Source organism: Bacillus sp. FSL P2-0099 (assembly GCF_038007445.1).
Classification (GTDB): domain Bacteria; phylum Bacillota; class Bacilli; order Bacillales; family Bacillaceae_G; genus Bacillus_A; species Bacillus_A mycoides.
The window spans coordinates 1,303,887-1,328,859 of the sequence record NZ_JBBOXE010000001.1 but is presented as its reverse complement, the minus strand read 5'-3'; the positions used below and the strand labels follow the sequence as shown (position 1 = coordinate 1,328,859).

Below are 24,973 nucleotides of genomic sequence, written 5' to 3'. Positions count from 1 at the left end.
ACCTAACTTCTTTACTCCAGCCAAATTTTGAGGTGGGAGTCTTACTGTCCGCAAATAGCGGGATAAAATAGAAAGGAAATATTTATATGCGCAAATATACTATTACAGTTCTCATCTTCACCCTGTTCATACCATTCTTCCTCTTTCCTATTCAAGCAAACGCTCATACGAATAAAGTTGCTATTGTCATCGATGATTTCGGCAATAATATGAAAGGCACAGATAAGATGTTATCACTTCCTATTCCACTCACTGTTGCTGTTATGCCATTTCTTCCTTCTACTAAACAAGATGCAATAGCTGCCCATAAAAAAGGGCATGAAGTTATTATACATATGCCAATGGAACCAATTAGAGGAAAAAAAGAGTGGCTTGGACCAAAAGCGATTACAACAGATTTAAGCGATGAAGAAATAAACAACCGACTCGAACAAGCAATTCAAGAAATACCTCATGCAATAGGAATGAACAATCATATGGGATCAAAAGTAACCGCTGATGAAAGAATTGTACGTCTTATACTTTCTGCCTGTAAAAAGCACGGTTTATTTTATTTAGATAGTAAAACAAACCCTAATAGTGTTGTCCCAAAAATCGGTAAAGAATTAGGCGTTCCTATTATTGAAAACCAATTATTTTTTGATGATGTATATACGGTAAGTCACATTTCAAAACAAGCACAATTACTCATAAAAAAAATCCAAGACAAACCCATTATGGTAGCTATCGGACACGTTGGGGCTCCAGGTGAAATTACATCACGTATTATCGAAACTTCTATTCCTAAAATTCGTGAGCATGCAGACTTTATTTTTTTATCTGATTTAGCATTGTCTCCACCTTCTGTTTCAAAATAAAATTCATTTCTTGCACTAAAAAAGATACCTATCTACACATAGCAGATAGGTACCTTTCCTTTTCAACTTAAATATAATCTACATGACTCACCCTGAATCCCTTTTTCTCTATCTTTTCAATTAATTGCTTTAATTTTTTTTCATTTAACTCATCCGATATATTTACGATAACACGGCGAATATATTGATCACCGTTATCAAGAGTAAACAGTCCACCGATATTATATGCTTTTAATAATGTCCCAAGCTCTTTAATTGTTCCCTTACAATCTTGTGTTGCAATTGTTAATATATAACCACCCGTCCGCATACCGAACGAATCCTCAATGACATCAAATACATTAGAATGTGTTAAAATGCCGACAAATTCATTATACTCATTTAAAACCGCTAAAAACGGGAGACGACGAATAACGTAAAAAGCTCTAAAAAAAGAATCCTTTTCAAAAATAAACGAATTTGGACTTTCCAGTACATCTTCTGTACTTACATCCTCTAATCTGCTATTACACTTCTTTTCTAAAAGATCTACTTTATAAATAATCCCCGTGAATTCCTTCTCATTTTCTGCTAATACAGGAATTGCGCGAAATCCCGTTTCATTCATAATTTGTAACGCCTTTTCACCAGAATCATTCGTTTTGCAAAATGTCACCTGCTGTTTTGGCAGAAAATGATATTTAACTCGCAAAATATGTTCCTCCTTACATGTCAACATGTAATCTATATATAATAAGGAGACCTATATTTTATGAGTAAAATCTCTTTTTAAAACGCTTTCATTTTTTTAAGGGATGGTAATCTCTGTGAATACATCTTTATATAACAGAACTTTTTGCCCCTTTTATCATTAAAAGCTTTACGTGATAGTTCATTAAATACTCTATACCTTCCAACCATTTTTTCGCTTCTTCTGGAGTTTTCCCCCACACGATCATTCCGTAATTATGAACAAGGACTACTCCTCCACCTTCAATAAAATTCGGAACATTATTTTCTAATAAATTAGCGAATTTCTTTTCATCTTCTACAATTGGAATTGTCATTTCTGTAATACCGTCTTTTCCAAAAACACGTTCCACACTACGTTTTTCGAATGTTACTTCTCCTTCTTTCCCATATAGCTCTGACATTAAATGACTATCTACAGTCTGTACTTGTAAAATGCATTCTGCACTACTTTTTTTATAAATATCCGCATGCATAAATGACTCTATAGCTGGTTTTTCTTCGTTTTCAAATACTGGCTCACACATGCAATTTACGACAATAAAATCTTCTTCAGAAAATACCCCTTTATCTCTTCCCTCTACATTCACTAAAAATGTTAATGGCTCTTTTGACGTACACATAGATAAACTAATTTTCGTACCATAAAACCAATCGCGAAGTGCCAATTCTGCTTTCACATCTTTTAATTCGTTCCATTTTTTCAGAAAAAATAACATTTCGTCACCCCCGGCGTAATATTAATATAATATTCAAATCCTTTCTATATAAAAGGAATGTTTTTTGATTATTCTAAAAATTTAATTGAATTATCACACGAGAATGCCTTTTTGTCAATATGGTTTCAGCACCTATCGGAAAAATAGGCCTATCACATGTAAACACTCCTGTCTATTTAGCATTTGATTTTGTACATATAAAAAATACGTTATTCTTCTTATTAAAGAATAACGTATTTTTCTCATTTGTTATTTAATTATTGCGTTATATAAAAATTGTGCGTATTGTTCACGTGTTACGAAATCATCACCTGAAAAATTACCTTTGCCGTCACCTTTTGATACTTTATTATCCACTAAAGCTTTCACATATCCTTCCGCCCAATGACCAGATGGCACATCTTTAAAGCTCTCTACACTATTTTCATTTTCCTTTAACTGGAATACTCTTTGTAATACCACTGCCATTTCATAACGAGTTAATACTCCATCTGGACGGAACTTATCATTACCGTATCCTGTCATAATTCCAGCTTGTACCACTGCATCAATAGCCTTTTCATACATATTTCCTTTCGTATCTGTAAACATCGTTTTTTGTTCTAAATCAGTGTCTAATTTTAAATACCTTTGTATTAGAAGTGCTACTTGCCCGCGAGTAATGTTGTCACCAAATCCAAATTGCCCATTTCCATAGCCTATAAATAACTTTTCTTTCGCTAAATAGTTAATTGCTTCTTCTGACCAATGACCCTTTGGCACATCTTTAAATTCAATTACTTCTTCCACTACTTTTTCATTTACAACATTTTGAATAATAGACCCTGTGAAGAAGATTCCTGTATCCGCAAATGGATCTTTCACACCAAATTCATATACTTTCTCACCTGGTGTACTCCATTTCACTACACCATTACTATACGTACCACCATCACTCTTCAGACGAATTTTTGTAGATACCTCGCCGTCTTTTTCGTATATAGGTACTTTTACTTCTTTATTTACTTCTGTATCCTCTAAAAAGACTTTTTGGTTTTGGACATTAATATAAGCTTTCTTACTTAGTTCTATTACTGGTCTAACATCGCGGATTTCATTTGCAACAAAACTTAAATATACTAACTTATTCAACTTACTAACTGGCGATAAGTCTGAAATATAATTTGCTTCTAAATCAAGTTTTTGTAAGTTTACTAGATTTGATAATGGAGTAATATCCTTTAACTCATTATTAGGTAAATCTAATTCTGTAAGCTGAGTCATTTTAGCAAGTGGTGTCACATCTTCAATTTGATTTTTACCGATAAATAATTTATTTAATTGATTCATTTGGTCAATACCCGATAAATCTTTAACCTTATTACGCGTTAATACTAAGTCCTTTAAAGGTAATGAATATAACGGTTTAATATCTTCAATTTGATTACCTGCTAAAGTTAAGTATGTTACATTTTTCAATGCGCTTAATGGAGCAACATCCGTAATTTTATTATTTGCTAAATTCAAGTAATCTAGTTGTTCCATTTTCGCTAATGCTGTTACATCTTCTATTTGGTTGCCTGATAGATATAAACTTTTTACATTTTTCATTTCAATTAGTGGTGCAACGTTTGTAATTTTATTATTACTCAAATCAAGAGATTCTAAATTTTCCATCTTAACAAGTGGTGTTACATCTGAAAATTCATTACCACGCAAAGCTAAATGATTTAATTGCTTTAAATTCGCAAAGAACGACGGATCTGTTATCTTCGCATTCGCAACTGTTAAAGATTTTAAATTTGGCATATATTTTAATGCACTATAATCCAGAATCTCATTCGTGTTTAAAAACAAGTCCTTTACTTGTAATAACTCTTCTTTCGTAATTGGTGTATTTAAATCTTTTCTATTAAATACTTTTTTATTAACAAGTTCTCTTAATTTGTTATCTGTTATCATATTTTGATTATCAACTGGATTATCTGTTTCCGTATTGCCTGAATTAGAGTTATCATCTGGTTTCTCTGTTTCTTTTTCACCTACAGTTGGATCTTTAATTTCAAATTGAACTTGATATTTGTGATCATATCCAATAGCCGGAATAAATATATGCATTTGCATATTGTGCTTCTGCTCAAATTCGCCAATTTCAAATTGGACTACTTTCGTTCCATTTTTTCTTTTATCTTCTGACAGAACTTTCACATCATGAAATACACCAGGTTGATTTCTATCTTCTATTCTAAGATATTGAAAATAATCGCTATCTTGTATTGTTACAGTAACGATTTTTTTCCCATCTTCAATTGCTACTTTAGGATTTTTTATGTACTGAGAAACCATAGATGGCTCATCTTTTTGATCCTTATATATTTTAACCTCAGTATCATACGTGCGATCACTGGCTGCTGCTACCGACTGGTTTGCTTCAATTTTTATTGCTGCTAACGCTGGAGTAGAATACGCAGCAAATGGAATAGCTAATGTTGTTGCTACTACTAGAGCTTTAATATAACTTTTTTTCAAAATAATATCCCCTTATCTTATATATATTTCAATTGATAATCACTATCAATTGCTAACATAATAAATGATAATGAATCTCATTATCATTGTCAACAAGAATATTACATTAAGTTTATATTTCCATAGATAAAAAATAAAAAACCCTTTACTCAAAGGGCTTTTTTGCCTATCGTATGAAGGATTTCACTTTTTTCTTTTTCATTAATAACACCAATTTTTTGCAAAATATTTGCATACAATACAAGTTTATTATATATCCGTTCCGACATAATTTCCCTTCTTTCCTTCGACCAACTTTTTTTGTATTGGTAAATTATATGAACGAGATGAGAAAATGTGTCCACTTTTTGCATAAATACAAAGCTTTTATTTTTTTACTTGCTGATAGTAAAACTCCCACCTAAAAATTAGGTGGGAGTTTTAACGTATTCAATTCATTTAGCAAACTGTCCATTGAATATTATGCTTTTTGACTTCTTCTTCAAAACTATAGGGCATTTTCTTATCACAAATAATATGTTGAATACGAGAAAATCCTGCTATTCGGTAGTTCCCTTTTACGCCTACCTTTGTATGATCGCATAAAATATACGTTTTCTCAGCTAATTTCATCATCGCTTCTGACAGTTTCGCCTTTTCTAATTCAAAGCTAGAAACCCCAAAACCTTGCAACAACCCATCAATCGAAACGAATGCTTTATGAAAATGAAATTGATGAATTACTTGCTGTGAAATAGATCCCGACACACGTGAATGTTTTGGAGATACTTTCCCGCCTATAAATAAAACTTCACCGTGAAACATCTTTTTATTAATAGAAGAAATTAATTGTGTTGCTACTGGAAATGAACTTGTTACAATCGTTAAATTTTTACGATGAACAAGATATGGCACCATTTGAAGTGGTGTACTTCCATCATCAATCGCAATAACATCTCCATCTTCCACAAACGTTGCTGCTTTATACCCAATTCTTTTCTTCTCTTCTATATGCAGCATCTCTCGTTCTAACATCGGTGCCTCTATCCCAGCTCCCGGAAGTTGAACGGCTCCACCGTACACTTTCTTCAATTTTTTTTCACGATCTAATTCTTCTAAATACCGACGAATCGTCTCTGTTGATACTGCGAACTCTCTCGCTAATTCTGAAACTTTTACTTTTCCTTTAAACTCTACCTTCTCAAGAATTGTCCTCTTTCTCTCTTCACCTACTACAGACATAGCCTCACCCCATTTATATCTACCTCATAAACTGTCTTACTTATACAAAGTTATAATTTTCTTTTTCAGTGAAAATCTCTTCATGAATATAAATACCGCGCTTTTCTAGTTCGTCAAAAATAATTTGTGGATTTTCGAAAGCTTCTTCAGGAGTAATAACACCGGCCTTATTAACTACTCCTTTTGCAATTAACTCTGTAGCGATTCCAAATGGGATACCAACATTTCTTGTATAGGCCCTTAATTTCTCCCAACCTACTACAGAACCGTCAGATAGCGGATGCGTATGGTATAACACATGCCTTTGTTCTTGATTATTTTTCATACCTACTACTTCTACATGAAGTGCATAACCATAAAGCTCTGTTGCTTGTCCTTCTTTCGATTTTAATAGATACTTCGAAATACAATCCATAATACCAATTTCTTTACCGTTTATTTCAATTTGATCATTACGCAATATACCATAATCATATAAAGCACGAACGAGCTGCATATTTTGCTCTGGCCAAGTTCCTCTTGTTTCAATAAGCTGTACACCTTTATCTTCCAGTGCCTTCGCTAACGTAATCGTTTCTGAATGCGGGATTATATACTGCATTGTTTTTCCGTAAGGTGCTGGTAATTCAATTTCTCTCGGGCGCGCAAACGGAGGTACTTGCTTAAATTCACCTTCCTCATACACTGTACGCGTCGGCAAATGTGGATCATATTCATATGTCGTTGTCTCTGTAATTGATGCAGAAAAAGCAATTGGACGATACGAGCCATGACTTACTCGAACTGACTCTACAGTATCTAGCTGATTTGCTGCATGCATGGCCATCATTTGCGTTACACCTGGTGTCATACCAAACCCAGGTAAACATGTTGTTCCATGTTGAACAAATTTAGAGTGGGATTCATTTTCTTCACCGAATCCATTTAAGTTCACACCGTGGCAGCCGGCATCTGCGATACAGCGAGTAGACAATCCATTTAACTTTATCGTCGTACCATCCATTACAATGTCATAGCCTTTCATTTTTGCGACCGTATCCTCATGATTTGTCACATCGACTTTCACAAAATCAACACGAGGATCATTTAACCACTCTACTACTTTACGGCCCTCTTCTTCGTTAAAATCGGCTACCGTAATCGTCTCAAAAGATGAAAATTGAACTAAATCTAAAATTGCTTCACGACAAATTTTACCTGCTCCACCTAAACAAAATACTTTCATCCTATAACAACTCCTTTAGCAATACTATCAACTAAACGTTTTATATCTTCTTCATGTACATCACCGATATTCCCAATGCGGAACGTATCTACTTTCGAAATTTTGCCTGGATAAATAACAAATCCATATCGCTTTAATTCATTATATAGCTGCAAAAATTCAAATCCTGCTTCTGGATAAATGAAAGATGTAATAATAGGAGATTGATATTTTTCATCTACTAATGGCTTAAAGCCCATTTCTTTCATTTTGTGCACTAGTAGTTTTTGATTGCTATAATATCGATTGTAACGGGCTCTTACCCCGCCTTCTTCTTCTAATTCAAGTAATGCCTGATAAAAAGCATGTACAACATGTGTAGGTGAAGTAAAGCGCCATTTCCCATTTTGCTCTTCCATCGTTTCCCACTGATCATATAAATCTAATGATAAAGAACGAGCTTGCCCTTTACATTTCAATAGTTCATCACGATTTGCGATGACAAAACCGAATCCGGGAACACCTTGAATACATTTATTCGCACTACTAATTAGAAAGTCAATTTGCAACTCAGCGATATCTATTTCAATACCACCGAAACTACTCATTGCGTCAACCAGTGTAACTTTTCCGTATTGTTTTCCCAATTTACATACGTCTACAATTGGATTAATAATACCTGTAGTTGTTTCACAATGAACAACTACAATATGCGTAATCTCTTTATCTTGTTGTAATAACTGTTCTACTTCTGCAATATTAGTAGGCTCCCACTCTTCTGTTTGACTGACCACCACATCTATATGTAACATCTCTGCCATTTGTACAATCCGCTTACCATACGCACCATTTGTACAAACTAGCAGCTTTCCGTTTCTAGGAATAACAGAACCAATTACTGCTTCAACCGCAAACGTACCGCTTCCCTGCATTAAAACTGTTGTGTACTTTTCTTCTTCCTTTGTCGCTAACGATACAAGCCTATTTCTTACATCTTGCACCATCGTGTTATATTCAACATCCCACGTACACCAATCGTATAACATAACTTCTTTTACAGTTTTTGTTGTCGTTAATGGTCCTGGTGTTAATAATAAATAGTGATTTTCATTCATGATCGTGTGCCCCCCTTTATGAAATAATAAGTTCTTGTTTCTCGATATGTTCAATTATGTTTTCGAGCTCCTGCATCGTTTCAATTGTAAAATGAGCCCCATTTTCAACGAAACGATTACGAACTACTTCTATTTTTTCACGAAGATCTAACGGATCCATATTCTCAACTTCCTCTTCCGTTAAACCAAGCTCACTACTACCGAGGATTACACCAACTGTCCACATTCCAGCATTTCTACCCTCTTTCATATCTGACACGGTGTCTCCAATTTTTATCATATGATTCATTGGGTATACACAGAGTTCCATCGCATTTTTATAACACATCCACGGATATGGACGACCTGCTGGAACATCATTTGGCGTCACAAGAAAATCAGGTTTATACCCTTGTATTTCTGCTTCTTTTGCAACAATGTCCATCATTTCTCTCGTATAACCAGTTGTTGATCCAATTTTAATACCTCTTTCACGTAGTGAAGAAACCACTTCTTTTACCCCATCAATTGGCGTGGCATAGTACGGTAAAATAGCAAAGAGAATTTCTTCAAACTCTTCATACATCTCATGAATATCTTCTTCTGTTGGTAATTGTCCGAAGACATGCTTCCACTCATTCGAAATACGAGGCATTTCCGTTAATACCCTAACATGATCAATCTTCAATAACCCCATTGGTTTACGAGCTTCTTCTGCTGTAATTTCAACACCGCGTTTATGAAAAATCTTCATGAATACTTCTAATGGTGCAAAACATCCGTAATCAACTGTCGTACCTGCCCAATCAAAAATAACTGCTTCAATTTTCATTCTATCCATCACCCTTCTTACTTATCTTTTTTGCCATTGTGACGTTCGGTTACGAAGTGCTTTCGTTCCCCATTCATATACAACCCTCACTACAATATTTGTAACAACAATAAGTACACTCATTGCAGCTGCTGGTGCTACATTTCCTGCATCATCCATATTTACAATTGATACAGCAGCTAGTTTAAAATCAGCCGCATATAAGAACACTACTGCCGATACAGTCACCATTGAATTTACGAAATAGTACATAACCATTTCTAACATAGCTGGTAAACACATTGGTACTGTTACTCGAAAGAAAGTTTTATAAAACGGTACGCTCATCGACTGTGAAACAAGTTCAAACTCTCGGTCCAGTTTCTTTAAAGCAGTCGTTGCGGTAACAAACGTTACAGAGTAAAAATGAATGATATTTACTAATACTAAAACAGCAATTGTGCCATATAAGGAATGAAACGGATTTGTTACTGAAAGTCCTAGAATTTGAATTGTTGGTTGACTAAAGAAAAAGACATATCCTAATCCAAGTACTAATCCAGGAATCGCTAACGGTACAATAGAGAAAAAGTAGCCTACTTTTCTGAAAAACTGTAGCTGTTCTATTTTTTCAATCGCATAAGCGAACACAAATGTTAAAATCGCCCCGATAACTGCCGTAATAGCTGAGACAATTACACTATTTTTAAATGCTTCAATTCCGTCTCCTGTCAAACTTGAAAAATTAAAATGCTCAAGTGTAAAACTCATATTATATGGCCATACTTTCACACTTGCAGCAATACCAACTGCCACAAATAAAAGAATGATCATAAACGTGACTACGCTACAATATACGAATGAAATAACATCTCTTTTCTTATTATTTATTATTCTGTAAGGTACTGCTTTTGAAGATAAGAGATTCGCCTGTTTTCTTTGCGTAATACGATCAACTGCAAATGCGAAAATAGCTGGGATCAATAAAATCATTCCGACAGTTGCGCCCATGGACATATTTTGCTGTCCAATTACTTGCTTATATACGTCAGTAGCAAGTACGTTATATTGTCCTCCAACAATTTTAGGTGCCCCAAAATCAGTGAAACTAAGTGTAAATACAACGAACATCGCACTAATTAATCCGTATTTCACACTAGGTAAAGTAACCGTAAAAAACTGTTTCACTTTACTTGCACCCAACATATTAGAAGCTTCATATAAACGATAATCAGAACCTTGGAGAGCAATTAATAAAATAAGGAATGCTTGCGGAAATGTATACATAACTTCAGCCATTACAATTCCTACTGGTCCGTATAACGGTATTTGTATTCCTTCAAATAAACCAAACATTCCTTTTGTTATTAACCCTTGATTACCAAATAAATATGTAAGCGCAATACCGTGCATCATCGTTGGTGCGAATAATGGTAATAATGCTATGTATTGAAATACGCGCTTTCCAAAAACATTTGTACGAGCAATCGCATATGCGTAAGCGAAAGCGAGTGTAACTGAAATAATTGTTGTAGCGCCCGAAATCCATATCGTATTTTGTAGTGATTGAACTAGCGTTGGTGTTGTGAAATATTTACTGAAATTCGCAACACCAACAAAAGCTCCATCTTTATCATAAAAGGCTTGTGTAAACAGTTGTAATAAAGGCAATACAAGCATGATAAAAAATGAAAGAAGCATACCAATAATTAATAGTCTTTGTATCCACTCTTCTTTACCGATACGTCTCTTAATCTTTTTTTTTGTACTTTCTGCCTTAAAGTTTTCTAACATCTCCATCTATACAATGACCTTCTTTCCATATGACAACATATGATTTTCTGAGAAAGAGATTTGAATTGGCTTTCCTTTTCTAATAGCAGTTTCCTCTACTTCTGATGCCAATATATCCACTACAATTTTCTCATTATAAAGGTGTGTTTTCTCTTCTATGACCCGCACTTCCGTCCGGTATACAGAACCGCGAAATTCCATGCTTTCTACAACTGTTTTAATACCATTATTTTGTACAACTGTTACATGTTCAGGACGAATCGCATGTTCTTCGTTATTTTTCGAAAAGAAATTAATAGAACCAATAAAATCTGCCACAAATGGATTGGCTGGTCTTTGATAAATCTCCTCTGGTGTTCCAATCTGCATAATTTCCGCATGATTCATTACAACAATTTTATCAGCCATCGTTAATGCCTCTTCTTGATCATGCGTTACCATAATAGTTGTTACTCCCACTTTTTCTTGCAAATCACGCATTTCTCTGCGCAACTTTTCACGCACTTTTGCATCTAAAGCAGATAACGGCTCATCAAGTAACAAAATATCGGGAGACAGAGCGAGCGCACGTGCAAGTGCTACTCGCTGCTGTTGTCCACCAGACATTTGAGCAGGATATTTATCTTTTACATTCAGCAAATCCACAAGTTCTAACGCCGATAGCGCTTTTTCTTTTATTTCTGCTTTTCCATATTTTTTTGTTTTTAAGCCGTATTCAATGTTTTCAAGTGCAGTTAAATTCGGAAATAATGCATACGATTGAAAAACCATTCCGAAGTTCCTCTTTCCAGGTGGTAATGCTGTAATATCTTTTCCATTCACAGCAATACTACCTGTTGTTGCCTCTTCTAGCCCCGCTAAAATTCGGAGCAATGTCGTTTTCCCACAACCACTTGGGCCTAATAAACAAACAAACTCATTTTTTTTCACAGTAAAAGAAATATCCTTTAACGCTGTAAATGCATCAAACTGTTTTTGGATGTGTTGAATTGATAAATATTCGCTCATTTTTCTCTCTCCCACTCACTTACTTTTTCGGTTCTGCTTTTTGGCCAAACTCTTTTTCCCATTTTTCTAAAATTTTGTCACGATTTTCTGCTGCCCATTTAAAGTCATTCTTTTTATATAACTTTTCTGTCACATCTTTAGGGAATCCATCTGGAAGTTTATAATCATTTTTAATTGTCGCAAATCCATTTTTCTCGAAGTATAACTTCATTACATCATCTGTAATTGCCCAATCTAAAAATGCTTGCGCTAATTTATCATTTTTAGCATTATCTTTTTTAATAAGTGCGTTCGCTTCTACTTCCCAGCCTAATCCTTCTTTCGGCAGTACAACTTCAACTGGTGCACCTTTTTGTTTCTCTTTCAAAGCACTATAAACCATTGATACACCAACTGGATATTCACCTGCGCCTGCTAATTTCGCTGGTTTTGAACCTGAATGAGTATAAGTTGCCATATTATCATGAAGTTTCTTCATGTAATCCCAGCCCTTATCTTCTCCCATAATTTGTAGCCATGCAGAAACTGTTAAAAATCCTGTTCCAGAAGAAGCCGGATGCGGCATAACTAGCGTTCCTTTATATTCTGGTTTCGTTAAATCTTCATATGATTCTGGCATCGGTAAATTTTTCTTCTTCAATTCTTCTTTATTTACAGCAATCCCCGTCATAAATGCAGTATTTCCTACCCATTTTTCTGGTTTCTTATCGTCTTTAAATTGCGAAAGGACACGATCTGCTCCTTTTGGAGAGTATCCTTTTAACATATCTTTTTTCTCTAAAGCTAATAGACTAGACGCTGCAGTTCCCCATACAACATCAGCTTGTGTATTTTTTCCTTCAGCTAGCAATTTCGCTGTAATAACTCCTGTTGAATCACGAACAATGTTCAACTTCACGTCTGGGTACTTCTGTTTAAAAGAATCAAGATAAATCGGTACAAGCTCTTCTTCAATCGCTGTGTAAACAGTTAATGATCCAGATAATTTATCATCTTTTACTTTTGCTCCAGCACTTTCTTCTTTCTTTGCACCACACCCCATTAATAACGAAAATACCATTCCAGTTGCTACAGCTTTAAAGATTGTTTTTTTCACTGTCTCTCTCTCCTTTTACAAATCTTATGTACAACTCTAATATAAACAACTAGTGTAAAAGCAGTATTAAACCAACATTAATCTTTTGTTTGTTGTTTGTTTTTGTGTAATACGTTGCTACTTATATGTTTTTTCGCATTTTTCTGCTAATATCAAACGTGAAATTTACAAATAATTAAAAAAACCTTTATAATCCCACAAAAAAATGAGGCGTTTGTAAAAAACGCCTCATTTTTGTTTACCTTTTTTTGAATTACGATTTGCATACTTCGCACTATTTTCTCCTTCATACTCTAATGCAAATTCTGCATCTGGTAAGCTTTCTTTCGGAGTTTTATTATTATTAATTGCTGCATTTTGTTTTACTTTTCTTTTTACCAACATATTCACCTGCTCTCACGAAATAACTTTCTATTCTAGTTTGAAACAACTTACAGTAATTATTACTGGGAAGTGTTAACAAGTACATAAGAGCTTATAGATGGAAATACTACATACGAACAAGCCATTACAAAGAGGAGCGATTACTTTGAAAGAAAAAGAAACGATACAATCGCCAATTTTAGACGAGACGCTCCCTCATCAAATGAACTTTCCTTCTTTTAAAGGCACAGGCAAAAAGATGCAACAACCTTTTATAAATCAATATGATGTTGTAATTGGAGACAGTAAATACGATTCCACTAACAGTCCTCTTAATAATTGGAGTGATGAGGTAGATCCTGCTATTATGGCTGGGGAAGAATGGATCCATCCTACAAATGATATCGGATGGATTGCAGAAGAAAATCAAGAATTACTTAAAAACGAAGTTGATAATAAAAATGATGCTTTTATGCATCCCCAATTCGGAATTAACGACTAAAAAACCATTCTACCTAACATAGGTAGAATGGTTTCATACTATCCAATAATAATTCTCTCTTTCGGATATTTATAGCGAGGCGGTTGCTCTCTTCCGCCACTAGCTAATATAAATGTTAAAATACCGACGCGTCCGATAAACATAAGTACAATAAGTACAAGTTTACCAACAGTTGTTAAATCAGGAGTAACACCTGTTGATAGTCCCGTCGTCCCGAAAGCAGAACAAACTTCAACGATTAAGCTCATAAGCGGTACATTTTCCGTAATAGATAAAATGAATAGCGCTGAGGCACATAATAAAATCCCCATCGTCATAACGACAGATGCTTTCAACACGTCCTCTTCATGTAGCTGACGTTTGAAAACTCGGACTGTTCTCCCGCCTCTTGCAAATGTATATAACGATAATATACTAACTGCAAATGTTGTTGTACGTATTCCGCCCCCAACTGAACTTGGAGATGCCCCAATGAACATTAATATACTCATAAATAAAAGCGTTGGTTGTGATAATTCACGTATGTCCATTGTAGCCAGTCCTCCACTTCGCGTCGTCACAGATTGGAATAATGTATAAAATACAGTTTCATGCCATGACTTTCCTACTAAAAAATGATTTCGTTCCAATAGAAAAATCATAATTGTTCCAACAATAACGAGTACAAAAAATGTCGTTGTCGTCAATTTTGTAAATAACGAAAAGCGAAATAGTTGTTGTCGCCTTTTACTAAGGAATTGTTTTACTTCCATTAACACTGGGAAACCGATAGCTCCTAAAATAATAAGCAACATATGAATCATTTGAACAATATAATCTTTTTTGTACGGAATAAGTGATTGTCCTGTTAAATCAAATCCTCCGTTCGTTGTTGCGCTCACAGCGGCAAAGAAACCGTGAAAATAAGCTTCTTGCCAAGTCGGGAAATATAGTAAGAACCTTGTACCTAACAGTATTGCTCCAATGAGTTCTATCGAAATAATTACAATTAAAATAGAACGCATCAATTCTACAAGGCCCGATAAATTCCCTTGGTTATGGTCTGCCATAATTAATCTTCTTCTTTGCAAACCAATCTTTTTCCCCGTTATAATCCAGACGAATGTACCAAGCGCCATAATTCCTAATCCGCCTAATTGTAAAATAAGGGCTAAAACAATAATTCCTGCCGTTGTAAACGTATCTGAAATCGTAACAACAGACAGTCCCGTAACACTTACCGCACTAACAGATGTAAATAGTGCATCGATAAATGTCCATTTCACTTCAGGCTTCGTAACAAATGGTAAACTAAGCAAAATTACCGATACGACTACGGCTAGTAAATAAAATACAACGATAAGTTGTACGGGACGTAACTTTTGTAAAAACTTTTTTATATCTCTCATTCCATCACTTCGCTACCTTTTTTCTATCGATTAAATAAAGAAAAATCATCACTTTCTTCATTTGTAAATAACTGCTGAAATAGTTTCGCAAATACCATTCCGTATACAGTTCCATTTCCCCCATACGGCAGTGCGTAATATAAATTATGTATTTTTTTATCTTCTTTTAAAATAGGAAGACCGTCATGACTGCCACCAAATGCTGCTGCCCAATAGTACTCTGCCCGTATATTTTTATACTGCGGGAACATTTCTTTTACAATGTTAATAAGAAGATCACGCTTATGCAATAATTTCGTATCGCCGATTTTTTGAATTTTCAGCGCCTCATCTAATCCGCCTATAACAATGCGATTTTGATACGTTCGACTATACAAATACGGACGTGCTGTTTCCCAAATTAACGATTGCTCATGCCAGCCTTCAAAATAATCTATCTTATTTGTCACAACGGCATAAGACGTTTCTACTGTTGTATTTTTTTCTTTCTTTCCAAAAATTGCTTCATAACCTGTCGCCATAATAATATTCTTTGCTACAATTTTATTTCCTGTTTTCGTGTAACAAATTAAATCATTTTGGATTTGTTTAATATGTAATGCCTCTGTATGTTCGTATATAGTAGCGCCCATTTGTTTCGCTTTATGCAAAAGACTATGTGCTAATAAATACGGATTCACTTCTGCATCACCGCTTGTATATAACGCTGCTTGTTTTGCAAATGAATAACGTTTCTTAATATCAGACTCTGTAAAATATTCAACCGGAAATCCATAATGGCGTAACGTATTATATTCTTCTTGTAAAAATGAAACATCCTCATCTCTACTTGCATAATACAAACTATTTCGCGGAATAAAATGGGGATCAATATCGAGAGTTGGCACAACCTTCTCCATTGTTTGCAGCGCTTCATAACAAAGTCTATATGCTCGTACCCCTTTCTCTTCACCAAATGTATGAATAAGAGAGGTTAACGATTTATCATGAACAAATTGTAATAATCCTGTATTTGCAGCTGTGCTACCACATGCAATTGCTCTTTTTTCAATGAGCATAACACGCATTCCAATTTTAGCTAACGAATACGCTATATGAGCACCTGCTTCTCCACTTCCAATTACTAGTACATCACATATCATATCATTTTCTAACGTTGGATAACAAGGTACAGAAACTCCAGCATTCCAAAACAACTTACCAGTCATAAGCTTCATAATTATACTCCTACAATGTAATTTTCTCCTTTCTATGTTTCGTCATTTTCCATAAAAAAATCCAACTAACATACGCTAGTTGGATTTCTTCTCTTTAATTAGAACGCTCTTCCAGCCAATTTCCAACCGTCGGATATGTTTGCTTTACAGCCGTTCCACCATACACGATAGACATATGTCCTGTCGGTAAACATACATACTGTTTATCTGTGCTAGAAATATGATCAAGTAAAGCTTCTACTTGACATGGCAGAGCAATGTGATCACGTTTCGCAGAAATATTTAAGACATTCGCCTTAATATTTGCAAGGTCTACCTTTTGTCCGCGAATAACGAGTTCACCCTTCACTAATTTATTATTTTGATAAAAATCACGAATCCATTGTCTATACGATTCACCTGGGAACGGAATACCATCGCCTACCCACTTTTGAACTAATTTCCAACTTTCGACGAAGCGCTCATTTTCTGAACGATCGACTAAAGCAACATATGGACCGACAAAGTTTGTAATTGGTTTTAACATCTTATTTCCGAAATCAATCATTTCTGGCGGAATATTTCCGAATGTATCAACCGCTTTATCTAAATTGAAATATTTCTCATCTAATAAAGGACCGTATAATCCTGTTTCAGAGAAATCAAAAGGACTTGTCATAAAAATCAAGTTACGAATTGGCATGTCCGGATGAAGCGCTGCATAAATAGATGTTAACGTTCCACCCATGCAATAACCAAGTAAAGAAATCTCGTCCGATTTTGCAGTTCTCATTACTTTTTTCACTGCTTTTGCAATATAATCGAACACGAAATCATCAAACTTCAAATGACTATCTTCTAAACCGAATGTGCCCCAATCAAGCATATACACATCAAAACCACGATCTACTAAATATTCCACTAAACTATTTCCTGGAGTTAAATCCATAATATACGGTTTATTAATAAGAGCGTATATTAATAAGATTGGAACTCTCTGTGTTTTTTCTTGTTTTGGAATGTAACGATACAGCTTCGTTTTATTCTTCGTCCAAATAACCTCTTTCGGTGTTAAACCAACTTGTGGTTCTGGTTCGCGTAATAAAACTTCGCTCGCTCTTTTCACACGGCGATATGCTTTACGATATTCTTCTGGGTACAACTCCAATTGCTTTTCCCATTCCGTTACGAATGTAGTCATTTTTCCTATCTCCTTTTTGGTCAATTTCTTTCTAAAAAAAGAAGTGCATTCCTGCTATGGATATGCACTTTTTTCTTACTTCATTACATGTATAATCCGCCGTTAATGTTTAATTGCTGACCTGTGATATACGCACCGTCACGGCATAGATATACTACACCTTTTGCAATTTCATCAGCTTGACCAAAACGTTTTTTCGGGATTTTCGCAACGATTTTTTGACGCACTTCTTCTGGTACTTCTGCTACCATTTCAGTATCAATAAATCCTGGGCAAATTGCGTTTACAGTTACATTTGTTCTTGCAAGTTCTAACGCTAATGATTTTGTAAATCCTAGCATACCTGCTTTTGCTGCTGAGTAGTTTGTTTGTCCAAATCCACCAGCTTGGCCGATAATAGAAGAAATACTAATGATTCTTCCTTCTTCTGCTTCCGATATGTATGGAAGTACCGCGCTTGTCGTATTAAATACACTGCTTAAGTTCACGTCAATTACGCGCTCCCAATCTTCACGATTTAACTTCTTGAATGTACGATCTCTTGTAATACCAGCATTATTAACAAGAATATCAACTTGACCAAAATGATTCACAGCTTCTTCTACAAGTCTGTTTGCATCTTCTACTTTAGAAACATCCGCTTGAACTGCATAAACGTCATGTCCTTCTTTTCCTAATTCATTTACTAAGTTTTCAGCTGCTTCTTTACTGCTGTTATAGTTAATAACTACTTTTGCTCCCTCTTGTGCTAATGCTACTGTGATTGCTTTTCCAATTCCTTTTGCCCCACCTGTTACGATTGCTACTTTGCCATTTAATTGAACCATTTCTTTTCCCCCTTAAATGAATTTGTGAACGATTGTTATGAATCATTTTGGTACTCATACTAATTGAGTCCATATATTAATTATGTTTCGTTGTTTATACATGAAAAGAGATTCTCCCTCCCTCTTTTACACGTTATAAACAAACGCCATTATCATTTTTTATTTTCTGGCTTATTTACAGGCTTTACTTCTTCTTTTACAGGTACTTGTAGTTTAGCTAGTACTGCATTTTGCTTTTCTAGCAATTCTAAAATTTGATCAACTTTCGTTTCTAACGTGCGCATATCTTGTTTTACTTTCGTAACATCACGCTTTAATGTAGGAGCTTGTCCTAATGAATCCACTTTCTCTTCTAGAATTTCCTCGATGTTATCAACTTTATTTTCTAAGTTAATAACAAGCGTAGCTACTCTAGCGATATCCTCTCTCGTCGGCACATTCACCTGTTCTAAATAATTTTTTGTCGTATCATTTAATGCTTTTTGATAAAACAAATTCAAATCTAGAACGCTGCCCATCCAAGCAGAATATTCTTCTGTTTTAATTGTTTCATTGAGCGCTTTTCCCCAAAATGTTTCGGTTTGTTCATAAGCATTTTTCCATGCTTGCAATGGATCGAATTTTTGATCAATCACTTCGACTACACTCCCTTTTTCGTTTTTGAAACAATTCAACCTATTCACTATTTTCTAATATTCCGAATAAAACTTCAAGTATATATTTTATTTTTCTTTATTTTCTAACAAATGTATTGACATTAAAAACAGATAGGTGTAAATTGCACTTATAAGCAAAAAATTCCATCTAACTGATTCATGAGGTGATGCACAATCATGCTACATAATGAACCAGAACACCCAGAAAGTTTGGAAAAAAACCAAGCGAAACAACCAAACTCCATGCCAAAAAACTTCTTAGTTCCTTTCTTACTTCTCTGTCTAAAAGACTGGAGTCTTCATGGTTACAAACTTATTCAAATGCTAATGGACATCGGCTTTTCTTCTGTTGACCAAGGTAATGTGTATAGGACACTACGCAAATTAGAAAAAGAAAATCTTATTTCTTCTACTTGGGATACAAGCGAAGGCGGGCCAGCGAAACGAATTTATTCTTTAACAGAATATGGAGAGCAATATTTAACAACATGTGCGACTTCTTTTGAACATTATCAAAATATGTTGCGGACGTTTTTCACGTTATACACCAATGCATTCTTTCCATTTTCTACTTCTCCAGAAAAGGATGAAAAGGATTCTTCATCTTCACCTGGTGGTACAGCAGAGTAATCTGCGTTCACAATATGCAAAAAAACATTTGGAGGTCAAACAATGGAAACTAAGCCATACGAATTAGTCGATGCATTTTGGAAAAACTGGTCTCAATCTCTTTCCCTCTTCTCTTCAGCTGGGAAACAATTAGAGCAACTTACTTTAGAAACGTTAAAACAACAACAAGACGCTTTGCATAAATTAACATCAGGAGTAGATGAACTAGAAAAAGAACTACACCAATTCACTGCTCAGTTCAATAACCAATATACAGACTATGTGAAGCAATTAACTGGAAACTCCTTAAATGATCAAATTAACGAGTGGCAAGAAAAGTGGAATGAGCTTTCTAATCAAATGCACCAACTTACTGTTTCGCCTACAAAAACATCTTTGTCTATTCTTACTCAAACTAGCGGCCAATTTGAAGAAACAACAAAACACTTTATCGAACAACAACAGTCGCAACGTGAAGAGGTTCAAAAACAGTTAGAAGTTTTTTTGGGAGAGTTCAAGTCCAAACAACTAGAACTCGCAAAGCAGTTCGAGGAAAACTCAAAAAATCTATTTACTTCCATCAAGTAAGAAAAATGTGGCAACTAACTGCAGCACAAACAAAACTCTTTCTTCCTCCTACTACATCAAGATGGCTTACATTTTTCGATATGGAAAAGAAGGAGGACAAAATGAATCCATTTCAAGAAGCACAAACTGTTCCGGAGCTTCGTTACGATGAGATTCAAGTCGGTGATCAAGCATCACTTACAAAAAAAATTACGGATGAGGACGTTATCAATTTTGCAAAATTGACTGGAGATGTAAATCCTATTCACATTCTAGACTCTTTTGCAAAAACGACAATGTTCAAAGAACGTATTGCCCATGGCATGCTCGTTTCAAGTTTTATTTCTACCATTCTTGGAACGAAACTTCCTGGCAAAAATACGATTTATTTATCACAAAACGTTTCATTCCGTGCTCCTGTCAAAATCGGTGATACACTTCGCGTTGTGGCAGAAGTTATTAAAAAACGGGACGATAAAAAAATTATCACATTGCAAACAAACATATATAATCAATCTGATGATATTGTCGTAGAAGGTACAGCGACAATACTGAAAAAAGAGTAGCAAATTTGCTACTCTTTTTTCTATCCAAGAACTTCTAATCACACCGTTTACTTCCGTGTATGAGTACGTCGTTTACACATAAAATAACATTACCAGATAGCACTTAGCTAAACTGGATTACTCTTTAAGGATGTGTATCAACATGGTGAAAACAAACAAATTACTAGTTCCGGGTGCAGAGCAAGCACTTGAACAATTCAAATATGAAATCGCACAAGAATTCGGTGTAAGCTTAGGATCTAATACAGCATCTCGTTCTAACGGATCAGTTGGCGGTGAAGTAACGAAACGTCTTGTTGCTTTAGCTCAACAACAATTACGCGGATAACTATATAACCTATGGCTTAGAGGCAGATATTCTCTGCCTCTTTCTTTTTTAACATACATAATAGTGCTTCTTCACATACTAGTAAGAGCAAATCGAAAGGAACGATATGTGAAATGAAACGGATTAACATTAGCATGAGTCCTCCCCGTGTTCTTACTGTATCTTTTATTATGCTATCAATTATCGGTACATGCCTATTGAAATTGCCAATTGCTACAACAACGTCTATTTCATGGCTCGATGCTTTATTTACAACGGTTTCTGCTTGTACGGTTACAGGGCTTGGTGTTGTGGACACTGGTAAAGTATTTACCTTATTTGGCCAATGTGTCATTTTAACACTTATACAAGTTGGCGGGCTTGGCATTATGAGCTTTGCTGTTTTAATCGCAATTATGCTCGGTAGAAAAATCGGCCTTCAAAACCGGATTTTATTACAACAAGCATTAAATCAAACAAATGTCGGCGGAATCATTCGTCTTGCAAAAGCATTATTTTTATTTTCTTTTACTGTAGAATGTATCGCTACTTTACTTCTCTCTTTTGAATGGGTACCAAAATACGGGGTTGCCAAAGGTATATATTATAGCTTTTTTCATTCTATCTCAGCCTTTAACAATGCTGGGTTTTCTGTGTGGAGCGATAATTTAATGTCGCACTCCCATAGCATTCTCGTCAATCTCGTTATTTCTTCCCTCATTATTTTAGGTGGGATTGGTTTTACGGTTATCGTAGATATAAAAAGAAAGAAAAACTTTAAAAACCTTACTTTGCACTCAAAGCTTATGCTCTCTTCTACTCTAATCGTCAATATTATTGCTACAGCTTTTATCTTTATATTTGAGTTCCATAATTCAATTTCCATGAGAGGTTTTACACCATTTGAAGAAGGTATGGCTGCTTATTTTCAAGCGGTTTCAACACGTACTGCCGGGTTTAATACTGTTGATATCTCTGTATTATCAAAACCTTCACTTTTATTAATGATGCTTCTTATGTTTATTGGTGCTGGCAGTGCTTCAACTGGTGGTGGGATTAAGTTAACGACTTTTTTGATTATGTTTTTCGGCGTATTTAAATTTTTGCAAGAACAAGATGATATTGTCGTGTTTAAAAAATCCATTAAAGATACGCTCATTGTCAAATCATTAACGATTACTATTATTTCAATTTCGTTTATTTTTCTTTCCATTTTAATTTTAAGCATCACTGAGAAGGTTCCTTTATTAATGAGTGCTTTTGAAGTATTTTCAGCATTTGGAACTGTCGGCCTTAGCATGAATTTGACGCCACACTTAACAATCATCGGCAAAACAATTATTATCTTTATGATGTTTTTTGGAAAGATGGGCCCTTTAACATTAGCCTTTTCATTTGCACGTAAAAAACAAAGAAAAATAAAATATCCCAACGAAGATATTTTAACAGGTTGACAACCGTATAAATTATCCATATAATGAGAGTACAATAGCATATCTCCAAAGGGGAGTAGCGTCCAAGAACTATTTCTTGGAAACAAAGTCGTCATTACGTAGAACTTAGTTCTTCCGGCTTTGTTGGCATTTTCATTACATATGTCTAGCAAGACCTTTGCCTATCAACGGCAGAGGTCTTTTTTGTTTTCAAATTCCTTCCACCGTTGATACGCAGGAGTATGGGGAAACTAAACAGTGGGGAACTTCTTCACTTGTTTAGTCTTTATAGAAATGAGAGGAGAATGTACATGGATGTATCATTATTATTGGAGTATGGTTGGGTATTACTCATCCTAATTGCACTAGAGGGGATTTTAGCGGCTGATAACGCTCTCGTTCTCGCAATTATGGTAAAACATTTACCAGAAGAAAAACGAAAGAAAGCACTATTTTATGGATTAGCAGGAGCGTTCGTTTTCCGCTTCGGATCACTATTTATGATTTCGTTCCTAGTAGATGTATGGCAAGTGCAAGCAATTGGTGCGATTTATCTTATGTTTATCGCGGGGAATCACTTATTTAAAACGTATGTTAAAAAGAATACACATGAAGAAACAGAAGAAAAAGAAGCAAAGAAAAAACAAGAGAACTTTTGGTGGACTGTATTTAAAGTCGAAGTTGCTGATATCGCCTTCGCAGTTGATTCAATTTTAGCTGCTGTTGCATTAGCAGTGACTTTACCGAAAACAGGATTAGGTACGATTGGTAGTCTTGATACAGGTCAATTTATCGTTATCTTTACAGGTGGACTTATCGGATTAGTTATAATGCGATTTGCAGCAACTGCTTTCGTACAAATATTAAAACGTAAACCAGGACTTGAAACTGCAGCATTTTTAATTGTAGGTTGGGTTGGTGTGAAATTAACAGTTTATACGTTAGCACACCCTGCTTTAAATGTCCTTCCGCATTCATTCCCAGAATCCACTCCGTGGAAGCTTACATTCTGGATTGTATTAGTTGGAATCGCAGTTTGCGGTTGGTTCTTCTCGAAAGAAGTAGAAGTAAAAGTAGAAAAGAATTTAGACGAAAAAGCGCTGTAATTACAGCGCTTTTTCTTTTTTCTCGTTTCAATTCCCCTCTCTATTTTTAGAAAAAATTCCATTATACTACCTTTTGTAAACGCTTCCTTTATAGATGTATGTCCTTTTTGTGAAATATTGCACAAACTTATTGAAACTATGAACAAATCCATGTACCTTATTCATATAAGGAGTATTTATAGACGATGTATTAAAGGAGCGTATTACTCATGCTAGAACAAGGATTAGATTACGTTGTAAAACTGGCTAAGAGCAAAAAACAAATGCTAGATATAAATCCAATGCAATATTTCATTCGTGCTGCACTTGCGGGCATTTATATCGGTTTTATTATTGTACTATGTTTTAAATTAGGTAACTTTTTTCATATTGCAGATTCACCAGCAACATATTTAGCTTCCTCCATGTTTTTCGGAATTGCTCTCGTACTTATTATATATGGCGGCGCTGAATTATTTACTGGCAATACGATGTACTTCACAGTGGCAACTTTAAGAAAAGAAACAACGATTTCTGATACACTTCGTAACTGGGTTGCTTGTTATGCAGGTAACTTAGCTGGCGCTTTATTCTTTGCCTTACTATTTTACGCAACTGGAATTTTCGAAGCAATTGATCACAGTCATTTAATGAATAAAGTTGTTGAAGGAAAGATGAATACACCTACAATGCAATTATTCTTTAAAGCGATTTTATGTAACTGGCTCGTATGTCTTGCCTGCTTCTTACCTTCTCAAGTGAAAGGTGACACAGCAAAAATATTAATGATGATGATGCTCGTTTTCACTTTCTTTTTATCTGGTTATGAGCATAGCATTGCAAACTTATCACTGTTTGCTTTATCTTTAGTATCACCACATCCTGAGACAATTTCTTTTGCGGGCGCTATTCATAACTTAATTCCAGTTACAATCGGTAACATTATTGGCGGATCCGTATTTGTCGGTATGGTATATCATTACTTAACAAAGAAAGCACCTGTTGTTGAACAAGAGAAAACTCAATTAGTTGGAGCTCAAACGGAGGAAATTATTCCTTTACAAGCACATATGAAACATTAAAAACTCCAAAGTTTTACTTAAACAGACTATAATTATAAGAGGATACTATGTTCAGTATGAGAGCATAGATCCTCTTTTTTTATACATATTGTTATGTATAACTAGATATTATAGATATAGTTTAATATGTATATAATGTTCAAGAAACCT

General features: G+C 34.9%; 25 protein-coding genes and 1 riboswitch. Of the genes, 9 read left to right on the top strand and 16 right to left on the bottom strand.

The features are described 5' to 3' along the window. Positions 1-86: 86 nt before the first annotated feature. Complete coding sequence (locus MKY90_RS06780) at positions 87-857, top strand: divergent polysaccharide deacetylase family protein (RefSeq protein WP_002011545.1); 771 nt, start codon at positions 87-89, stop codon at positions 855-857. Positions 858-924: 67 nt separating this feature from the next. On the opposite strand, the gene cbpA is transcribed toward MKY90_RS06780, so the two are convergent. The 11 genes from cbpA to MKY90_RS06725 all read right to left on the bottom strand — a co-directional run bounded on the left by cbpA (position 925) and on the right by MKY90_RS06725 (position 13,425). Next, complete coding sequence (cbpA, locus tag MKY90_RS06775; protein ID WP_002086818.1) at positions 925-1,548, bottom strand: cyclic di-AMP binding protein CbpA; 624 nt, start codon at positions 1,546-1,548, stop codon at positions 925-927. Between the two features lie 127 nt (positions 1,549-1,675). Continuing rightward, complete coding sequence (locus MKY90_RS06770; RefSeq protein ID WP_002011549.1) at positions 1,676-2,305, bottom strand: class II aldolase/adducin family protein; 630 nt, start codon at positions 2,303-2,305, stop codon at positions 1,676-1,678. Between the two features lie 249 nt (positions 2,306-2,554). Beyond that, positions 2,555-4,813, bottom strand: a complete 2,259-nt coding sequence (locus tag MKY90_RS06765; RefSeq protein WP_341090878.1) for an NEAT domain-containing leucine-rich repeat protein — start codon at positions 4,811-4,813, stop codon at positions 2,555-2,557. Positions 4,814-5,251: 438 nt separating this feature from the next. After that, the gene (locus tag MKY90_RS06760; RefSeq protein ID WP_002030497.1) at positions 5,252-6,034 is read right to left on the bottom strand and encodes a DeoR/GlpR family DNA-binding transcription regulator; all 783 of its coding nucleotides are present in this window, start codon (positions 6,032-6,034) and stop codon (positions 5,252-5,254) included. Between the two features lie 40 nt (positions 6,035-6,074). After that, on the bottom strand, positions 6,075-7,259 hold the full coding sequence (locus MKY90_RS06755; RefSeq protein WP_341090876.1) for a saccharopine dehydrogenase family protein: 1,185 nt from the start codon (positions 7,257-7,259) through the stop codon (positions 6,075-6,077). Further along, a complete protein-coding gene (phnW, locus tag MKY90_RS06750) occupies positions 7,256-8,353 on the bottom strand; it encodes a 2-aminoethylphosphonate--pyruvate transaminase (protein ID WP_098167311.1) in 1,098 nt (365 codons plus the stop codon). The genes MKY90_RS06755 and phnW overlap by 4 nt, the downstream gene beginning before the upstream one ends. Before the next feature lie 16 nt (positions 8,354-8,369). Then, positions 8,370-9,164 (bottom strand): phosphonoacetaldehyde hydrolase, encoded by a 795-nt coding sequence (gene phnX / locus MKY90_RS06745; RefSeq protein WP_078184147.1) that lies wholly within the window; start codon positions 9,162-9,164, stop codon positions 8,370-8,372. Positions 9,165-9,185: 21 nt separating this feature from the next. Next, positions 9,186-10,943 carry a putative 2-aminoethylphosphonate ABC transporter permease subunit gene (locus MKY90_RS06740; protein ID WP_063217413.1) on the bottom strand — a complete coding sequence of 586 codons (1,758 nt, stop codon included), beginning with the start codon at positions 10,941-10,943 and terminating at the stop codon, positions 9,186-9,188. Beyond that, entirely contained in the window at positions 10,944-11,945 is a 1,002-nt protein-coding gene (locus MKY90_RS06735) for a putative 2-aminoethylphosphonate ABC transporter ATP-binding protein (RefSeq protein WP_098167310.1), read from the bottom strand. A gap of 19 nt (positions 11,946-11,964) precedes the next feature. Next, positions 11,965-13,041, bottom strand: coding sequence for a putative 2-aminoethylphosphonate ABC transporter substrate-binding protein (locus MKY90_RS06730; RefSeq protein ID WP_002030507.1), 1,077 nt, complete (start codon positions 13,039-13,041; stop codon positions 11,965-11,967). 228 nt (positions 13,042-13,269) lie between these two features. Continuing rightward, the gene (locus MKY90_RS06725) at positions 13,270-13,425 is read right to left on the bottom strand and encodes a hypothetical protein (RefSeq protein WP_002011566.1); all 156 of its coding nucleotides are present in this window, start codon (positions 13,423-13,425) and stop codon (positions 13,270-13,272) included. Positions 13,426-13,522: 97 nt separating this feature from the next. Here MKY90_RS06725 and MKY90_RS06720 point away from each other — a divergent pair, with 97 nt between their 5' ends. Beyond that, on the top strand, positions 13,523-13,906 hold the full coding sequence (locus tag MKY90_RS06720; RefSeq protein WP_341090872.1) for a DUF3905 domain-containing protein: 384 nt from the start codon (positions 13,523-13,525) through the stop codon (positions 13,904-13,906). A gap of 38 nt (positions 13,907-13,944) precedes the next feature. Here the strand turns inward: MKY90_RS06720 and MKY90_RS06715 are convergent, their stop codons facing one another. The 5 genes from MKY90_RS06715 to phaR form a co-directional block, all read right to left on the bottom strand. Continuing rightward, a complete protein-coding gene (locus tag MKY90_RS06715) occupies positions 13,945-15,294 on the bottom strand; it encodes a TrkH family potassium uptake protein (protein WP_002126155.1) in 1,350 nt (449 codons plus the stop codon). Positions 15,295-15,317: 23 nt separating this feature from the next. Beyond that, positions 15,318-16,511, bottom strand: a complete 1,194-nt coding sequence (locus MKY90_RS06710) for an NAD(P)/FAD-dependent oxidoreductase (RefSeq protein WP_078184146.1) — start codon at positions 16,509-16,511, stop codon at positions 15,318-15,320. Between the two features lie 94 nt (positions 16,512-16,605). Then, entirely contained in the window at positions 16,606-17,691 is a 1,086-nt protein-coding gene (gene phaC / locus MKY90_RS06705; protein ID WP_000206840.1) for a class III poly(R)-hydroxyalkanoic acid synthase subunit PhaC, read from the bottom strand. 83 nt (positions 17,692-17,774) lie between these two features. After that, positions 17,775-18,518, bottom strand: a complete 744-nt coding sequence (locus MKY90_RS06700) for an acetoacetyl-CoA reductase (protein ID WP_002030515.1) — start codon at positions 18,516-18,518, stop codon at positions 17,775-17,777. A 152-nt stretch (positions 18,519-18,670) separates the two neighbouring features. Further along, positions 18,671-19,153 (bottom strand): polyhydroxyalkanoic acid synthase subunit PhaR, encoded by a 483-nt coding sequence (gene phaR, locus MKY90_RS06695; protein WP_000566956.1) that lies wholly within the window; start codon positions 19,151-19,153, stop codon positions 18,671-18,673. Positions 19,154-19,351: 198 nt separating this feature from the next. Here phaR and phaQ point away from each other — a divergent pair, with 198 nt between their 5' ends. The 7 genes from phaQ to MKY90_RS06660 all read left to right on the top strand — a co-directional run bounded on the left by phaQ (position 19,352) and on the right by MKY90_RS06660 (position 24,823). After that, on the top strand, positions 19,352-19,804 hold the full coding sequence (gene phaQ / locus MKY90_RS06690) for a poly-beta-hydroxybutyrate-responsive repressor (RefSeq protein ID WP_000903018.1): 453 nt from the start codon (positions 19,352-19,354) through the stop codon (positions 19,802-19,804). A gap of 42 nt (positions 19,805-19,846) precedes the next feature. Beyond that, positions 19,847-20,371, top strand: a complete 525-nt coding sequence (phaP, locus tag MKY90_RS06685; protein WP_002011575.1) for a polyhydroxyalkanoic acid inclusion protein PhaP — start codon at positions 19,847-19,849, stop codon at positions 20,369-20,371. Between the two features lie 101 nt (positions 20,372-20,472). After that, positions 20,473-20,916: a MaoC family dehydratase gene (locus MKY90_RS06680; RefSeq protein ID WP_001067911.1), complete on the top strand. Its 444-nt coding sequence runs from the start codon at positions 20,473-20,475 to the stop codon at positions 20,914-20,916. Between the two features lie 142 nt (positions 20,917-21,058). Further along, positions 21,059-21,244, top strand: a complete 186-nt coding sequence (locus MKY90_RS06675) for an alpha/beta-type small acid-soluble spore protein (protein WP_000241212.1) — start codon at positions 21,059-21,061, stop codon at positions 21,242-21,244. 113 nt (positions 21,245-21,357) lie between these two features. Continuing rightward, positions 21,358-22,677, top strand: coding sequence for a TrkH family potassium uptake protein (locus MKY90_RS06670; protein WP_098167309.1), 1,320 nt, complete (start codon positions 21,358-21,360; stop codon positions 22,675-22,677). 38 nt (positions 22,678-22,715) lie between these two features. After that, positions 22,716-22,888, top strand: a riboswitch (yybP-ykoY riboswitch). A 79-nt stretch (positions 22,889-22,967) separates the two neighbouring features. Continuing rightward, positions 22,968-23,762: a TerC family protein gene (locus tag MKY90_RS06665; RefSeq protein ID WP_002011580.1), complete on the top strand. Its 795-nt coding sequence runs from the start codon at positions 22,968-22,970 to the stop codon at positions 23,760-23,762. Between the two features lie 209 nt (positions 23,763-23,971). After that, on the top strand, positions 23,972-24,823 hold the full coding sequence (locus tag MKY90_RS06660; RefSeq protein ID WP_002011581.1) for a formate/nitrite transporter family protein: 852 nt from the start codon (positions 23,972-23,974) through the stop codon (positions 24,821-24,823). The last annotated feature ends 150 nt before the right edge of the window (positions 24,824-24,973 follow it).

Excerpts from the sequence above, each read along its gene's own strand:
- MKY90_RS06700 (WP_002030515.1), bottom strand. The coding sequence starts at position 18,518 with ATGGTTCAATTAAATGGCAAAGTAGCAATCGTAACAGGTGGGGCAAAA.
- phaC (WP_000206840.1), bottom strand. The coding sequence starts at position 17,691 with ATGACTACATTCGTAACGGAATGGGAAAAGCAATTGGAGTTGTACCCA.
- MKY90_RS06720 (WP_341090872.1), top strand. The coding sequence starts at position 13,523 with ATGGAAATACTACATACGAACAAGCCATTACAAAGAGGAGCGATTACT.
- phaQ (WP_000903018.1), top strand. The coding sequence starts at position 19,352 with ATGCTACATAATGAACCAGAACACCCAGAAAGTTTGGAAAAAAACCAA.
- MKY90_RS06755 (WP_341090876.1), bottom strand. The coding sequence starts at position 7,259 with ATGAAAGTATTTTGTTTAGGTGGAGCAGGTAAAATTTGTCGTGAAGCA.
- MKY90_RS06680 (WP_001067911.1), top strand. The coding sequence starts at position 20,473 with ATGAATCCATTTCAAGAAGCACAAACTGTTCCGGAGCTTCGTTACGAT.
- phaP (WP_002011575.1), top strand. The coding sequence starts at position 19,847 with ATGGAAACTAAGCCATACGAATTAGTCGATGCATTTTGGAAAAACTGG.
- phnX (WP_078184147.1), bottom strand. The coding sequence starts at position 9,164 with ATGAAAATTGAAGCAGTTATTTTTGATTGGGCAGGTACGACAGTTGAT.
- MKY90_RS06780 (WP_002011545.1), top strand. The coding sequence starts at position 87 with ATGCGCAAATATACTATTACAGTTCTCATCTTCACCCTGTTCATACCA.
- MKY90_RS06735 (WP_098167310.1), bottom strand. The coding sequence starts at position 11,945 with ATGAGCGAATATTTATCAATTCAACACATCCAAAAACAGTTTGATGCA.
- MKY90_RS06760 (WP_002030497.1), bottom strand. The coding sequence starts at position 6,034 with ATGTCTGTAGTAGGTGAAGAGAGAAAGAGGACAATTCTTGAGAAGGTA.
- MKY90_RS06710 (WP_078184146.1), bottom strand. The coding sequence starts at position 16,511 with ATGAAGCTTATGACTGGTAAGTTGTTTTGGAATGCTGGAGTTTCTGTA.
- MKY90_RS06670 (WP_098167309.1), top strand. The coding sequence starts at position 21,358 with ATGAAACGGATTAACATTAGCATGAGTCCTCCCCGTGTTCTTACTGTA.
- MKY90_RS06675 (WP_000241212.1), top strand. The coding sequence starts at position 21,059 with ATGGTGAAAACAAACAAATTACTAGTTCCGGGTGCAGAGCAAGCACTT.
- MKY90_RS06725 (WP_002011566.1), bottom strand. The coding sequence starts at position 13,425 with ATGTTGGTAAAAAGAAAAGTAAAACAAAATGCAGCAATTAATAATAAT.
- MKY90_RS06715 (WP_002126155.1), bottom strand. The coding sequence starts at position 15,294 with ATGAGAGATATAAAAAAGTTTTTACAAAAGTTACGTCCCGTACAACTT.
- MKY90_RS06665 (WP_002011580.1), top strand. The coding sequence starts at position 22,968 with ATGGATGTATCATTATTATTGGAGTATGGTTGGGTATTACTCATCCTA.
- MKY90_RS06660 (WP_002011581.1), top strand. The coding sequence starts at position 23,972 with ATGCTAGAACAAGGATTAGATTACGTTGTAAAACTGGCTAAGAGCAAA.
- MKY90_RS06740 (WP_063217413.1), bottom strand. The coding sequence starts at position 10,943 with ATGGAGATGTTAGAAAACTTTAAGGCAGAAAGTACAAAAAAAAAGATT.
- MKY90_RS06770 (WP_002011549.1), bottom strand. The coding sequence starts at position 2,305 with ATGTTATTTTTTCTGAAAAAATGGAACGAATTAAAAGATGTGAAAGCA.
- phnW (WP_098167311.1), bottom strand. The coding sequence starts at position 8,353 with ATGAATGAAAATCACTATTTATTATTAACACCAGGACCATTAACGACA.